This window comes from Alteromonas sp. HB246098, from assembly GCF_054890645.1.
On record NZ_JBTZUG010000004.1, the window covers coordinates 54109 to 68362 of the forward strand.

At 41.4% G+C, this 14254-nt stretch carries 12 protein-coding genes; 7 read left to right on the top strand and 5 right to left on the bottom strand.

Translation table 11 applies throughout. The features are described from left to right. The first annotated feature begins 130 nt into the window (after nucleotides 1-130). The 3 genes from ACYTPF_RS10190 (at nucleotide 131) to ACYTPF_RS10200 (ending at nucleotide 2600) form a co-directional block, all read left to right on the top strand. A complete protein-coding gene (locus ACYTPF_RS10190) occupies nucleotides 131-1066 on the top strand; it encodes a hypothetical protein (protein WP_461852131.1) in 936 nt (311 codons plus the stop codon). After that, entirely contained in the window at nucleotides 1059-1922 is an 864-nt protein-coding gene (locus ACYTPF_RS10195) for a hypothetical protein (protein ID WP_461852132.1), read from the top strand. Before ACYTPF_RS10190 ends, ACYTPF_RS10195 begins: the two co-directional genes overlap by 8 nt. 78 nt (nucleotides 1923-2000) lie before the next feature. After that, nucleotides 2001-2600 (top strand): glutathione S-transferase family protein, encoded by a 600-nt coding sequence (locus ACYTPF_RS10200; protein ID WP_461852133.1) that lies wholly within the window; start codon nucleotides 2001-2003, stop codon nucleotides 2598-2600. Between the two features lie 23 nt (nucleotides 2601-2623). Here the strand turns inward: ACYTPF_RS10200 and ACYTPF_RS10205 are convergent, their stop codons facing one another. After that, entirely contained in the window at nucleotides 2624-3205 is a 582-nt protein-coding gene (locus ACYTPF_RS10205) for a tRNA-uridine aminocarboxypropyltransferase (protein ID WP_461852134.1), read from the bottom strand. Nucleotides 3206-3303: 98 nt separating this feature from the next. Between ACYTPF_RS10205 and ACYTPF_RS10210 the strand changes: the two genes are divergently transcribed. From ACYTPF_RS10210 to ACYTPF_RS10220, 3 genes are all read left to right on the top strand, one after another. Beyond that, nucleotides 3304-3642, top strand: a complete 339-nt coding sequence (locus ACYTPF_RS10210) for an MGMT family protein (RefSeq protein WP_269917852.1) — start codon at nucleotides 3304-3306, stop codon at nucleotides 3640-3642. Between the two features lie 67 nt (nucleotides 3643-3709). After that, a complete protein-coding gene (locus ACYTPF_RS10215; protein WP_461852135.1) occupies nucleotides 3710-4906 on the top strand; it encodes an HD-GYP domain-containing protein in 1197 nt (398 codons plus the stop codon). Nucleotides 4907-5285: 379 nt separating this feature from the next. Further along, complete coding sequence (locus ACYTPF_RS10220) at nucleotides 5286-5927, top strand: OmpA family protein (RefSeq protein WP_179985088.1); 642 nt, start codon at nucleotides 5286-5288, stop codon at nucleotides 5925-5927. Between the two features lie 37 nt (nucleotides 5928-5964). Here ACYTPF_RS10220 and ACYTPF_RS10225 read toward each other — a convergent pair whose 3' ends face one another. The 4 genes from ACYTPF_RS10225 to ACYTPF_RS10240 form a co-directional block, all read right to left on the bottom strand. Continuing rightward, nucleotides 5965-6456, bottom strand: coding sequence for a nuclear transport factor 2 family protein (locus ACYTPF_RS10225; protein ID WP_461852136.1), 492 nt, complete (start codon nucleotides 6454-6456; stop codon nucleotides 5965-5967). A gap of 373 nt (nucleotides 6457-6829) precedes the next feature. Beyond that, on the bottom strand, nucleotides 6830-7831 hold the full coding sequence (locus ACYTPF_RS10230; protein ID WP_179985086.1) for a LacI family DNA-binding transcriptional regulator: 1002 nt from the start codon (nucleotides 7829-7831) through the stop codon (nucleotides 6830-6832). 45 nt (nucleotides 7832-7876) lie between these two features. Beyond that, nucleotides 7877-9427, bottom strand: a complete 1551-nt coding sequence (locus ACYTPF_RS10235; RefSeq protein ID WP_461852137.1) for an MFS transporter — start codon at nucleotides 9425-9427, stop codon at nucleotides 7877-7879. Nucleotides 9428-9444: 17 nt separating this feature from the next. Further along, on the bottom strand, nucleotides 9445-10782 hold the full coding sequence (locus ACYTPF_RS10240; RefSeq protein ID WP_461852138.1) for a GH1 family beta-glucosidase: 1338 nt from the start codon (nucleotides 10780-10782) through the stop codon (nucleotides 9445-9447). 522 nt (nucleotides 10783-11304) lie between these two features. On the opposite strand from ACYTPF_RS10240, the gene ACYTPF_RS10245 reads away from it, so the two are divergent. Beyond that, nucleotides 11305-14235, top strand: coding sequence for a TonB-dependent receptor (locus ACYTPF_RS10245; RefSeq protein WP_461852330.1), 2931 nt, complete (start codon nucleotides 11305-11307; stop codon nucleotides 14233-14235). Nucleotides 14236-14254 lie beyond the last annotated feature (19 nt).

Sequence of the window (14254 nt, forward strand, 5' to 3'; positions counted from 1 at the left end):
ATTTATATTGCTTACGCAGGCTTTAAAGCTTAAGGTTGTGATGTTATCAGTAGCCCATGGGTATGCTTCTTTCGAGTTTATTAAATTAATTGAAAGCAGGAAGAGCTACCTTTAAATAATTATTTAAATAATGAAATTAAATCCATATTCAAATGCGCATAACGGTGTATTTATAGGATTGTATCCATTCTTATTGGTTGTTGTTCTTCTAGTTGTACACTACGTTAGTGGTGCTTTAGCGCTGGATAGTGACGGAAGCGTTCGCGAACAGAGAGACTTTAACTCTGCAATTGCCATGACTTTGCTTTCTGGGTATTTTTGGTTTTGTTTACAATTGAATCATAAGAATGTACTAAGCACACTGATCTCAATGTTGGTAAAAACAAATCAATTGAGTCATTTGAGTCAGCATAGGCAAAAACTTTTCACAAAATTTCAGCTACACATCATAAATAGCCTCATTACTGCTGTTTTTGCGACGGTAACGTACGTAATTATAGAAAACCTCCTTTTTTCCGAGGTAAAGTGGTATCAATACGTGATTACAGGATGTGCAGTACTTTTTTGGTTTTTGTTTTTTCTCTTTTTAATTCAATCAACGTCAAACGTAAACTATTTAAAAAAGTACGTACTAAGTCAGACTGAGAACTACATTGACTATTTAAACTCTCTCTCCTCTTTGGCCCGTTTATCCTTAATTAACGCGACTTTGTCCATTGGAGCATTTTCTCTTTTCCCAATATTTTGGGTTAACAAAAACGTTCCTTTTTTAGATATTGCTATGACGTTACTGTTTTTATCCATTATCGCGTTTTACCTATTTCATCCTGTTCTAAAATTACAATCTAAGTGGCTTCAAGGTAAAAATAAAAAATGTGAAGAACTTAATGTATTAGTAAATAAAGAGATATCTTCAGAAAAGCTAGTGTTGTACGAACAAGATTTAGAAAGGATAAATTCGCTATCGATGAACCTATTCGGGGTTAAAGATAAAATAAGGTTTATTGCGTGCGTATTATTAATAACTGTTTCTTGGGGTATGGTTCTAATTTTCTCTTATGAATAAAGTTAACTTACTAGAAAACCTAACGTATCCCTTACTGCTTGCAACCTCCATGATCGTACTACACATTATTGGCGGCACCATACAGTTAGATATCGCCTCTCTGGATGCACAGAGAGATTTTAATACTGCAATCGGAACATCACTGCTTAGTGGCGCGTTTCTTTTATCTATTAGAGTCATTCAAAAGAGTGTTGCCAAGCATCTTTTGCTTATCCTTGAATTAACTAAACGACGTCATGATTTTTGGCTACATAGAAAAGCTTTGTCAGAGCAATTTAAAAAACACCTAATTTGGTCAGTGTCTTTAGGTTTTATAATGCCTATATTGTACATGGTAACTGAAGGACTGATCTCAAGAATTAACGAGAAAGAGGTCTTCATCGTTGCAATGGGAGCTATACCTTTCTGGTTACTCATGTCCCTATATATATTCCAAATAACGACAGTAAACCGGCACCTAAGGACATTTCTCGATACTGAAGGTATGGAGCTTATCGTCAAAATAAGGATGTATAAAAGTGTAATAACCGTTGCCGCTATCACTATAGCCACAACATTATTGGTGTTCTTGATAATGCCTGTATTTTGGATAAATTTATCGGTTCATCTGTTTGATATGGTTTTTATATCTTCATTATGCCTGTTTTTAACACTCCTACTCGTTTCGCCGTTAATCAATTATTATCGTAAATTAGGTAAGACAAAGCTGTTACTGGCGAGCGATTTAGATAGAAGGATAGATCGCCTAATCAAAGAAAGCGTGACGTCAGAAAGAAGCAAAGAAATAGAATATTTACTTGGCCTGAAAGAAAAATACTGCAATTCTAATTTTACTGCGTGTATAGATAAAGGTTAATGTAGCTAAGTGAATCAGCGAGCTTAAGCTGAAACACTTGCATGTTGCCTTCTACCTAACTGTATTGAGATTACCACTGTGCGAATATACGGCGATAAACGTTCTGGAAACTGCTACAAACTCGAATTGCTTCTTTCTCTATTAGGCAAAGCCTGTGAATGGGTTGATGTTGATATTATGAAGGGGGAGACCAGAGCGCCGTCCTTTCTTGAAAAAACGCCTAACGGTAAAATTCCCATACTTGAACTCGATGACGGAAGGGTGTTGTCAGAGTCAAACGCTATCATGCATTACCTTGCTTCTAATACGCCCTACGTTCCCTCTTCCCCCTATCACTTTGCGCAACTGTTACAGTGGCAGTTTTTCGAACAGTATAGCCACGAACCCTATATCGCCGTTGCCCGCTACATCAATATCTATTTAGGGTTGCCTGATGACAGAAAAGCGGAATATGAGTCTAAGCAAGCGGGTGGATACCGAGCGCTTGAGGTAATGGAACATCAACTTAATAACACACCCTATTTGATAGGCGATACCATTAGCTTAGCTGATATATCACTGTTTGCTTATACCCATGTAGCTCATGAAGGCGGCTTCGACTTGTCGGCGTACCCTGCTATTCGCCATTGGATAAGTTTAATTAAAGAGCACGAAGGCTTTATACCAATGAACATTTAGAAAAGCCTGTGGCCTTTTAAGCGTTAGATTTGTCTTCTATGGGACTTTGGCCCTCGCCAATGTTTTTGTAAGGCACACTGTGCTTCGTGAAGTGCAGATACGTCGGTTTTTTCTAAACAACTTATCGCATAGGCCGTCGCTTCGAGTGTAGAGAGCGCGTGCTCTAATTTTGTGTGGCGGATTGCATAATTAGACGTTGGCGCCGACGAAAAGTGAAATGTAGGCAAAGTAGCGAGCCATGGATGTTGTTTAACTATGCCGAATGCCTGTTTCCAACTGCCGTCTATTAACAACAAGGTAGACAATTGCTTTAGTCTTTCTGGTGCAGTTCTTTCTATCGGCATACTGGTATCACTGGGATACATGAGTGCTGTATGTTCTAGAGAGCACTCGTTGGGCAAGCTACCCATAGCTTGCGCATCATTTGTAAGAACAATACGACTTGTTGGAATACACAAAGAAATTAGCCTTGCAGTATTTTTCGCATGATAGGCTTCTTTTTCATGCTGAATAATGATGATATTCAATGACGTATTCACAGTGCTAATATGGACGCAGATACACGTTGCTTCGGGGTATCCACATTTTTTACAATAAAGGCGCATTACCTAATTTCTCTACCTTTTTTTACAATGTTAACTGCGTTTATTTATCGCAATCACCTATTTAACAGCGCAACTTACCAGATAGGATAATATACAACATGGCAGGTGAAGCCGTACAATCTAGAGTAGAGAAAACGCTTTCTTACGTACCATCAGGACATGTAATTAGTTACGGCCAACTCGCTGATTTATGTGGGTTACCTGGCAGAGCAAGAATGATGGGAAAATGTTTAAGAGAGATAAACATAGACTGTAACTGGCATCGAGTATTACGTAGTGACGGAAAAATTGCTTTTCCTGCTGGCTCGGAAAAAGCAGAGGAGCAACGACAGCGTTTAACAGCGGAAGGTGTTGTAGTTAAAAATAACCGGGTCAATATGAGAAAATTCGCATGGATGCCAGATTTACACACTATACTGGTAGAGTTAGAGTATTAGGGTTTGCAGTTATGAAACTCCTTAATAGCACCGAACTGCATTTGGAAAATAGTGTTGTGCATTTAGAATGATTAAAAAGATTACGATAGATCAGCTAATACCGGGTATGTTTGTTCATCAAATACTAGAGCAAAAAGGTACTTTAACAGTTAAAAGCCAAGGGCGTGTTATATCAAACGATGTCGTTAATGTATTGAAAAAGCAAGGCGTAAAAACATTAGCAATCGATACTGAGAAAGCATTTGATCCTAGTAATAATTCGACTTCTTCTACGGGCAATAGTAAGCCGAATAATTCGAATAAGACTGAAAAAGCTAAAAAAGTTTCCCTTGAAAATGAGCTAACGAGGGCATCTAAACTTCACGAACAAGGCAAAGCGATTCAAAAGCTTTTGCTTGCTAGTGTTCAAAAGGAAACACCTTTTGATGCAAGCATTCCAAAAGCATTTTCGAGCAAGTTGGTGGAGTCAGTTGATAGAAATCCTGATGCGCTGCTTTGCTTAACTAAAATTCGCGAAAAAGATGATTACTTACTAGAACACTCCCTTAACGTTGCTATTCTGTTAGCGAATTTTGGCAAGTTTTTAGGTATGTCAGAAGAAGAGGTTCAAGATCTTTCTTACGCGGGTTTTTTGCATGATTTAGGAAAGATAAAAATTCCAGATGAAATACTTCATAAACCAGGTCGCTTAACAGATAGCGAAATGGATATTATGAAGGGGCATGTAAAGCACGGCGTAGACTATCTAAAAGAAACAGACATAGCGCAACCGCTTATACAGGCGATTAGTGAACACCATGAACGTTTAGACGGTCTAGGCTACCCAGCCGGAACCAAGGGTGACGACATTAGCAAAGCAGGACGTATGTTGGCTATCGCAGATATGTACGATGCGCTGACTGCGGATAGGGTCTACAAAGCAGGTATGTCTAGCCAAAAAGCATTCTCTATTTTAATGAATGATGCCCCCACCCGACTTGATAAGTCACTTGTTCAGCAATTCATAAAATGCTTAGGTGTTTATCCCGTAGGTAGCCTAGTATTACTGTCTAATGAAAGGCTAGCTATGGTACTGGAACAGAAAGGTTCACCTCTTACACCATTGGTAAAGGTTTTCTATTCCGTCCGTAACAGTCATTATTTAACACCGAAAGATATTGACCTATCTATAGATAAAACCGTAAGCATCACAAAGGCTGTTATCGCTTCAGACTACAAAATAGATGTAAATGCATTCTTTGAGCGTTCAGTTTCGGTTGGTTAAAACGTTACTTATTGGCAACACAGTGTAGAGTTTACACTGTGTCGCTCCATCTCTTTTCTCTCATTTTACAAAAATAAACGCATTTGTTTAGCTTGGGTTCAGAATGTGTCATTTAGAATTTATCGAGATTAGCTAATCAGGATAAGAAGGACTCGTCGTTTATCACTGATCTAACAGCAATAATTTTTTAATTCTAAAATATAGATAGTAGTATCAATACCCTGCTACCTATCTCGAAAATAATGAGTGGAACGTTAATTGCTAAACCTGAGTATAAGGTTAAGGAATTAATAAAAGTTTTTATACAAAGCCTATTGAGAGTGGCAATGGACATCTGGCACTTCTCAATGCTGGGCTTTTAATCGAAAAAGAGGAAGTTATGAAAAAGACTCTTGCTGTAAGTTTGATTGCTGCATCATTAACGGTGGCTGGTTGTGCAAATGACCCTAACAATACGCAAAAAGGCGCTGCAATCGGCGCTGTAGTAGGCGCACTGCTTGGTAAAGCTACTGGCGATAACGATAAAAGTCGCTATGCGTGGGGCGCTGCGGTAGGCGCTATCGCAGGCGGTGCAATTGGTAATTACATGGATAAACAGGAAGAAGAACTTCGAAGCGAACTTTCTGATACTGGTGTTCAAGTGGTACGTGAGGGCGATAATCTGCGATTGATCATGCCTGGAGATATTACATTTGCTACAGATAGCTCGAGCATTAGCCCTAACTTTAACCCAGTGCTTCAAGATGTTGCTAAAGTCGTAAACAACTACGAAAAAACCGTATTGATGATTAAAGGCCACACTGATGATACGGGGTCAGAGCAGTATAACCAGTCTTTATCTGAGCGTCGTGCAGGTGCAGTTAAAAACTTACTGATTAACTACTCAGTTAACCCCACACGTATTACCACTGTCGGCATGGGCGAATACTCGCCAAAAGTGCCTAACAACAGTGCGGCAAACCGTTCTATGAACCGTCGCGTTGAGATGGAAATTCAGCCGCTTACCCAATCTAATACCTAATGCCTAGTACGTAAGCGAAAGCGCTAAAAGCCCCGTATTAAAGCGGGGCTTTTTCGTTGTCCATTGTTTTAATTTGTTCGGCAACGCTGTCAGCTATTGAGTTAGGAATCGGTATAGCTAGATGGTATTGTGCTAGCTTCCAATCCTCGCCAACTTTTATCAGAACACCAGTCCCCCTTGTTTCGCCTAAACTCTTATTGTCTAGCAACTCGTCGAACCAAGCTATATTGCGGTCTGGCGAAAAATAGATGTGTCTATCTCTAGGGTAATACGTCCATCCCGTACCTTTATCGAAATGGGGTTTCGCATAGGCTTTAAACGTTTCTTTATCCCAAACTTCCGACGCGTCAGTACCAATGAATATGGCATTTTCGTGATACAAGCTGAAATACGCTTTAAAGTTAGCAACGGACGCATTGTGATGCAGCGCATCAAGGGTTCGATTTACAGTGGCTTCGGCAGTATTGGCAATGACCTTTGTTCCTACCCCTAAACAAAGCCATACCAAACCCAACAAAAAATGTTTCATGATTTTTCCCCAAACTTTCCGCGTTATGCTGATAAATCTACTGTGCCTACATCGGAAGTAAACTCCTATTTTTCGATAACCTAACGTCTTAGGTGATTCATTTGTAGTTTAACTGAAAGATAAATGTAGCTTAGAGCTTAGCTTGTCTAATTAGCAGGGGTAAATGCGCTCTCGATTACAAAGGGAATTTATATAGTTCGGAGGCGTCCGATACTTATACACGATGCTGACGTTTTGCCATGTTCCACATGGAACAGGCTCTATATGCTATTTTCCCATAACCATATGGGCTACAGTTCAGATTGGTTCCGCTTACAATATATAAATAGATTTTTCTTTGTACTTCTGCAGCAGTAGAGATTTACAAATTATCTTAGCCATCATACTTCATAGTAGATTCACGCAGTATAAGCGTGGGCTCGAAGCTCAGTTTAACGTCATTAGCTTGCCCATAAACTTTGTTTAAAATGTATTTTGCTGACATCTCGGCCATGTTAGCAACAGGGTTACTTACCGTCGTAAGTCGGGGAAATACATGATGTGCGAAAACGACGTCATCGAAACCAACAATTGATAGGTCGTGAGGAAGACTCATACCCAAATCTCGGGCGCAGCTTATTGCGCCTGACGCCATCCAATCGTTAGCACATACTAATGCGGTAAATGGTTGGTCGCGAGCCATAAGTTCCAATAACCCAAGCTTTCCGTCTTCCTCAGTATAATTGCCTTCAAAGACGAGTTCGGAGTTAACTAAAAGCCCAGCTTCAGACAGCGCACGATTGTGCCCTTCCAAACGCAGTTTGGCGTCTCGCTTTTCTATTGGACCTGATATATACGCAATGTTTTTATGGCCTAATTCGAGTAAGTGGCGGGTGGCAAGATATCCCCCTTTTTCATTATCCAGCGTAGTGCACGCTTCAGAGAGACCTTCGACTTGCCTGTTAACTAAAGCAATAGGAAGTTTGGACTGATTAAGTTCTAATAAGTATTCATCTGACAGCGCCTCGGCGTGCATGATAAGTGCGTCGCAATTACGGCTTATTAAGAATTCGACCGCATCTTTTTCAGTTTCTAAGCAGTTTCGCCCTACAGTAATGATGACGTGCTTATCTGCAGCACGTAACGTTGATTCTACTGCCTGCATCAAGTCGCCAAAAAAAGGAGCGTTTAGTTCAGGTACAAGCACACCAATGCTGTCTGTTCGGCTATTAGCCAAAGAGCGGGCGACGGAATTTGGACGGTAGTTTAATTCTTCTACTGCTTTTTCCACCCGTTCTCGCAGCACCTTATTTACCGAGGCTTTTCCGTTTAAAACGCGGGATACGGTAGATAGAGAAACACCTGCGCGCTCGGCAACTTGGTAAATGGTAGGCACGTGTAAAAACCTCGTTTCTTAAATCAATCACTTAACGTGTTTGTATTATGCCGTTATAAGCGGTTGTTCGCTACGTCGAGTAAGCAAAGCTTTAGTGACTTCTCGCTGTTTCTCATCATTTAAAGGGTACAAACAGATAAGAGCTGCTCCAGCGAAGCCGAATAACGCAGGTATCCAACTCATCAATGACTTCATACCAGGAAGAGATTGGTTGATAGTATTGACATCGAGCCCGTTGTAACCGTAGCTGCCCAGCACCAATAGTACTAAAGCACCTGCAAAGCCCCCCCCTGTCTTTTGGACAAAAGAGCCCGCTGAATAAACCAAACCTGTCGCTCTACGTCCGGTTTTATACTCACTATAGTCCGCGGAGTCGCCCAGCATAGAGAAAAATAAGGTAGGTAAAATAGCTGCAAAAAATTCGGCACTGCAGCCAAGAATGAATATTCCGATCACATTACCTTGGGGCACAAAGTAAATGCCGCAGGTTAGTAAGCTACTCGCTAAAAGCGCGACTATAAAAAGCTTCTTTCGTCCCATTATTGAAGATAGCTTAGCCGTAGTTAGCGCACCAAATATGGATACCACGAGTAGAGCAATGAAGAAGTACCCTGTGAGTAGCTCATTTCCCATATAATATTTAAAGTAATAAGCAATAACGCCATATTTGATACCGTTAAACATCATGGTCAAAAACCCCATTCCCAAGAGTATCAACCAAGGTTTGTTTGACAGTAAATCGATAATATCCTGCTGTGAGCGGGTGTTCATAGATTCTGGGCGACGAGTTAGCTGTTTAATTGCTATGGAGGTGAACACCATAACAGCAATAAAAATCACGCCAGTTAGTATATCGCGGAAATAGAAAAAGGCTGTTATCGCTAAAAGTGGAATTAAAATTAGTGGCAGCTGTTTAGCTAAATCAGAAAGTTCAGATGACAAAGGGCGAGAGCATTGAGATGATTTTTGTATGGTCACACGCTCCTTTGTGGTGAATACGGTAATGCACATCAACGCAACCAACAAGGCAGCAAATAGCCACATCGTATACTGATAGCCAGTCGCATCGTTACCTTTTCCTAACCAATTTACTAGCATGGGCAAGCAGCCCATAACTACTAAACCACCTAAAAAAGCGCCAGCAAAGCGAAACCCAGATAGACTTGTTCGTTCCCTATCGTCAGTGGTCATTACACCCATTAGCGCTGAGTAAGGCACATTATTAACCGTATACGCCAGTGTAAGTCCGATGTAAGTAAGGTAGGCATAAACAAGCTTGCCAGGGTAGGAAAGTTCTGGTGTAGTAAAACAAAGGATCATAAAAAGGCCAAGAAATGGCGTTGAGCCTAGTATCCATGGCCGAAACTTTCCCATTTTGGTTTGTGTTCTGTCGGCAATCATCCCCATAATGATATCGGTAACGCCGTCTGAAAGACGAACCACGAGGAACAACATGGCCGCGGCGGCTGCAGTAATACCAAAGGTATCGGTATAGAATACTGCAAGGTAGGCAAGCGCGCCTCGCCAAACTAAGTTAGCAGCAGCATCGCCCATTCCATAACCTATTTTTTCTTTTATAGTCAGTTTATGGTCCATCGTTTTTTCCAATATCACTATGTTCTACTTGCTAGCAAAGTTTTGTAAGCATTTGCGCTAAGTTTTGGTGTGCGCTTCTGGGTCTCAAAATCAACGTAAACGAGGCCAAATCGTTTTTCATAACCTTCTGCCCATTCAAAGTTATCCATGAGGCTCCATGCGAAGTAACCGCTCACTTTTACTCCTTCTTTGACTGCCTTATGGACCATATTTAAATGCTCATCGTAATATTTAACACGGTCCACATCGTTAACTTTGCCGTCTATTAATTTATCTGCCATAGCAGCGCCGTTTTCAGTAATGAAAATAGGAGGCAGCGTGTACCGCTCATTTAATGACGTAAGTAAATCATAAAGTGCTTTTGGATAGATTTCCCACCCAATATCGGTTAGCGGCCCTTGGTGAGGGTGTTCGAAAAACAATGCGTTTTTTTCATTCGGCGCTGAATAGTGTAAACGCGTGTAGAAGTTAACACCTAAGAAGTCGATAGGCTGGCAAATAATCTCCAAATCCCCTGCTTCTATCGGTGGTCTGTTTGCTTCGTCTAGCTCAAATAAGACTTCAGGATAGCTTCCCTCCATTACTGGCTGCATATACCACTGATTGATATATTCATCAGCTTTGCGGGTGGCTAATAAGTCTTCTGATTTCTGTGTGGCGGGGTAGCATGGCGTGAAATTCAATACTATACCGGCTTCACTGTTTGGAACGTTTTCTCGAAGTGTTTTTATACCTAAACCATGAGCTAGCAAAATGTGGTGAGCTGCAGTGCGTCCATTCTTCGTTCCCGTCCTGCCCGGCGCATGTACGCCAATTTCATATCCGAGATAAGCACTGCAAAATGGTTCATTGAAGGTGGCGTAAGAAAAAACGTTTTCACCAAGAGCACGGGAAATTTTATCCACATAGTTTTGGAATTCATAAGCCGTTTGTCTGTATAGCCATCCGCCTTTGTCTTCTAAATATTGCGGCAGATCCCAATGATAAAGTGTTACGAATGGCTTAATGCCCTTGTCGTTTAGGGCATCAATTAATGTTTTGTAGAAGGCTACGCCTCTAGGGTTTAACTCACCGTTTTGCGTCATGACGCGAGGCCAAGAAATAGAGAAGCGGTAAGCGTCTACATTAAGGTCTAACAGAATCTCGAAATCTTCTCTCCAACGCGCAATGTGCTCGCAGGCCACATCGCCATTAGAATGATCGGCAATTGCAGAAGGACGCTCGCAAAATCTATCCCATATACACTCTAGGCGATTTTCTACATCACCTTCAATTTGGAAGCTTGAGGTAGCGGTTCCATAAAGAAATGATTGCTTTAACAAAGGACTGTCTGCGGGCAGAGAAATACTGTGCATAATAGATAACCTCTTTTCTTCCTGCGCAAAGACCATATTGCGCAGTAAAGCAGTATGATAAATTTTTAATAGAGGTGAGTTATAGCACAAATAAAATACAATTAGAAAGCGCTTTCTCAATATAATGTCATTTTTAAGTTAACAGATATAGGGGTGGTCAATTATCTGACATAAATAAAAAATAGTGAGTCAAAATCAATCTTTTATATTATGTTTATGAATTTAATATCTTTTTTACTTTAATTTTATTGTTCATTAGTTTAGAGAAGCACACTCCCTGTGAAATTATTGTAAAAAATGTGTTGATCTAATTCATTTGTTGAATTAATGTTCGGAAAGCGCTTTCTTATCGAGGTTTTTTTGTTCGTTTTTTGAGAAAGCCCTTTCTGAAGCGCTAAAGGTTCAAACACACTTATATAACAGATGAAAGAGAGAGCGATCGTGACACACAAAACACCACACAAAAGTAAAATCGCAACAAGCTTGTCGTTAATACTGGGAACCACATTAAGCAGTGGCGTTATGTCACCGGTCGCCGCACAAGATTCGAACAGCGATATTGAAGTGATTCAGGTATCCGGTATCAGAAGCAGTGTTCAAGAGTCGATGGGAATAAAGCGTGACTCGTCGGGCGTTGTCGATGCCATTTCAGCGGAAGACATCGGAAAGTTTCCAGATACGAACTTAGCTGAATCCCTTCAGCGGATAACAGGTATCTCAATCAGTCGAAATAATGGTGAAGGTAGCCAAGTCACTGCCCGTGGTTTTGGACCTGATTTTAACATGGTCACCTTAAACGGTAGGACCATGCCAGGCTCTGCTTTACCTGGAGGTGGCGGGACGCCAACTTCTCGTGCGTTCGATTTTTCTGACCTTGCTTCTGAAAGTGTGCGGGCAGTGGAGGTGTATAAAACGGGCAGAGCGAGCATTGCCACGGGAGGTATAGGTGCAACGGTTAACATTCGAACTGCTCGCCCATTTGATGCAGCAGACAACGGTATAACTGCTAGTGTTGGTGCTAAAGCCTTGCACGATACAACAAATCGCGTGGGTGATGATGTTACGCCAGAACTGTCAGGATTTATTAATTATCTTAATGACGATAATACATTTGGCGTCACATTTACGGGCTCTTTCCAGCAGCGCGACAGTGCAGCACAAGGTGCATTTGTTAATCAATGGAGAGTAAATCCTTTCGATGGAACTGTTCCTCAATCTCCAGACCCAGCGAACCCAGACAGCGGTGACCCTGTTGTATTAAATAATGCGCCAGCTATGGGACAACTGTTTGCTATTCCTTCTGACCTTCGTTACTACATGGCAGACCGAGAGCGTGAGAGAACCAATGCACAGCTAACGTTCCAATTTGCGCCCTCAGAAAAAATGACGGCTACGCTTGATTATACTTATTCGAAACAAGATCTTTATGAAGCGCGTGCTGAACAGTCAATTTGGATGGACGATAGGTATTTCGCTGAGCTAACTTTCGATGATGAAGCAGTTAAAACACCAATATTAATTTCACAAGAGCGCCGTGATTTGCTTCCTCGCGATTTAGGCCTAGCGCTACAAGAACTTAACCAAGTAAACGAAAATAAATCGATTGGCCTAAACCTTGAGTACTTCGTTAACGATGACTTTACGCTGGTTTTTGATCTTCATAACTCGTCAGCTGAAGGCCGCCCAGATGCCCCTTATGGGACGTGGACAAACTTAGGGCTAGGTGCAAATGTGGTTAAAGGGCAAGGCGTCGACTTTAGCGGCGATTTCCCTGTTATGTTTGTTGATTTTGACGATGCCGCGCGGGACAACTTGAACGGTAACGGCGTGTTAGATCAAGATGATGTGGGCACGTCAATTTTGGATATGAACTTTTCATCGCAAGATACTGAAATTACTCAAGCCCGTCTTGATGGGTCTTATACGATGGACACAGGAAGCATTAACTTTGGTATAGAGTCGCGTTCTATGGAAAGTACATCGCTTCAGTCACTAACGCGCCACACAATGGGTAATTGGGGTATAGAAAACCCTGGTGAATTACCTTCAGGCTCGCTAACTCCGCTCGATTTAGCAAGCGAATTTGATGACTTCAATACCGATGGTATGTTTTCTCAAGGTTTTACTGGGAGCGTGGCTGAGATTGGTGCATTTGCAGCGCAGCAGTATGGTTTTGACTTAGTTGCTAACAACCCGTTTGCTACCAACAGAACTATTGAAGAAGATATTACCGCCGTTTACTTCGAGCTAGACTTATCGGGCGAATTAAACGGAATGGAATATAACCTTCTGACCGGTGTACGCTACGAAAATACCGATGTTACTTCAATTGCAAATATTAGTTTGCCCAGCGGTATAGCATGGGAAGGAAATAACGATTTCAATGTACGCTTCGGTAGTGAAATGGAAGACGTTGAAGTGGAAGCCAGCTATGACCATGTGCTTCCTGCGTTAGACTTCGATATTGAAATTATTGAAAATGTGATTGCTCGATTCTCTTACAGCAAAACAATTGCGCGCCCTACCTATAACAATCTAAGTGCTGCTGCGTCAGTGTCGCCGCAAAGTGGACCTACGCTGCTTACCGATAGTATTACTGCAACGGCGAGTTCTGGTAACCCATCTTTGATACCGCTTGAGTCTGATAATTTAGACCTATCTGTTGAGTACTATTTCGATGAAACAAGCTATGTATCAGTGGGCTTTTACGACAAGCGGGTGAAAAATTTCATAGGTAATGAACAAGTTGAAGAGAACGTATTCGGCCTAAGAGATGTGACAAATGGCCCGCGCGCAGAAGCTGCGCGTGCAGAGTTAGAAGCCCGTGGAATACCGGTAAACGATACATCTCTCTTTAATATGGTTGCTGCCATAGAAAACGGTATTGAATATGACTCATTAACCGATGAACAATTTGAGCAGCAGTTCGATATTCTACCGAACAGCGACGACCCTCTCATCACTTTTATCAACTCAAAGCCAGTGAACAATAAAGCCGCAAATATCTATGGCTTTGAAGTAGCTGCGCAACACTTCTTTGGCGACAGTGGTTTTGGTGTGTTAGCGAACTACACGTCTGTTAAAGGTGATATCGGGTTTGACAATGAAGCGGCACCCTCAATTACTCAGTTCGCGCTAGTGGGATTAAGCGACACTGCAAACCTAGTATTCATGTACGAGAAAGACGCGCTGCAAGCTCGTATTGCATACAACTGGCGTGACAAGTTCTTAGACACTACGTCTCAGTATATTAATGAGCCGGGCTATACCGAAGCTTATTCACAAATTGATTTGAGTATCTCATACGATATAACCGAAGATTTAACAGTGGCCTTCGAAGGTATCAATATTACTGAAGAAAATATTCGTCGCCATGGACGCACCAGTGCAATGCTTTGGAACTTGGATGAGTTTGGCGCAAGGTATGCACTAAGTGCTAGATATACATTCTAAAAATTGGGGTGTGTTTGCC

Bases quoted from the DNA above. Each gene is read 5' to 3' on its own strand.
- ACYTPF_RS10190 (WP_461852131.1), top strand. From the start codon at position 131: ATGAAATTAAATCCATATTCAAATGCGCATAACGGTGTATTTATAGGA.
- ACYTPF_RS10195 (WP_461852132.1), top strand. From the start codon at position 1,059: ATGAATAAAGTTAACTTACTAGAAAACCTAACGTATCCCTTACTGCTT.
- ACYTPF_RS10205 (WP_461852134.1), bottom strand. From the start codon at position 3,205: ATGCGCCTTTATTGTAAAAAATGTGGATACCCCGAAGCAACGTGTATC.
- ACYTPF_RS10210 (WP_269917852.1), top strand. From the start codon at position 3,304: ATGGCAGGTGAAGCCGTACAATCTAGAGTAGAGAAAACGCTTTCTTAC.
- ACYTPF_RS10215 (WP_461852135.1), top strand. From the start codon at position 3,710: ATGATTAAAAAGATTACGATAGATCAGCTAATACCGGGTATGTTTGTT.
- ACYTPF_RS10220 (WP_179985088.1), top strand. From the start codon at position 5,286: ATGAAAAAGACTCTTGCTGTAAGTTTGATTGCTGCATCATTAACGGTG.
- ACYTPF_RS10225 (WP_461852136.1), bottom strand. From the start codon at position 6,456: ATGAAACATTTTTTGTTGGGTTTGGTATGGCTTTGTTTAGGGGTAGGA.
- ACYTPF_RS10235 (WP_461852137.1), bottom strand. From the start codon at position 9,427: ATGGACCATAAACTGACTATAAAAGAAAAAATAGGTTATGGAATGGGC.
- ACYTPF_RS10240 (WP_461852138.1), bottom strand. From the start codon at position 10,782: ATGCACAGTATTTCTCTGCCCGCAGACAGTCCTTTGTTAAAGCAATCA.
- ACYTPF_RS10245 (WP_461852330.1), top strand. From the start codon at position 11,305: ATGTCACCGGTCGCCGCACAAGATTCGAACAGCGATATTGAAGTGATT.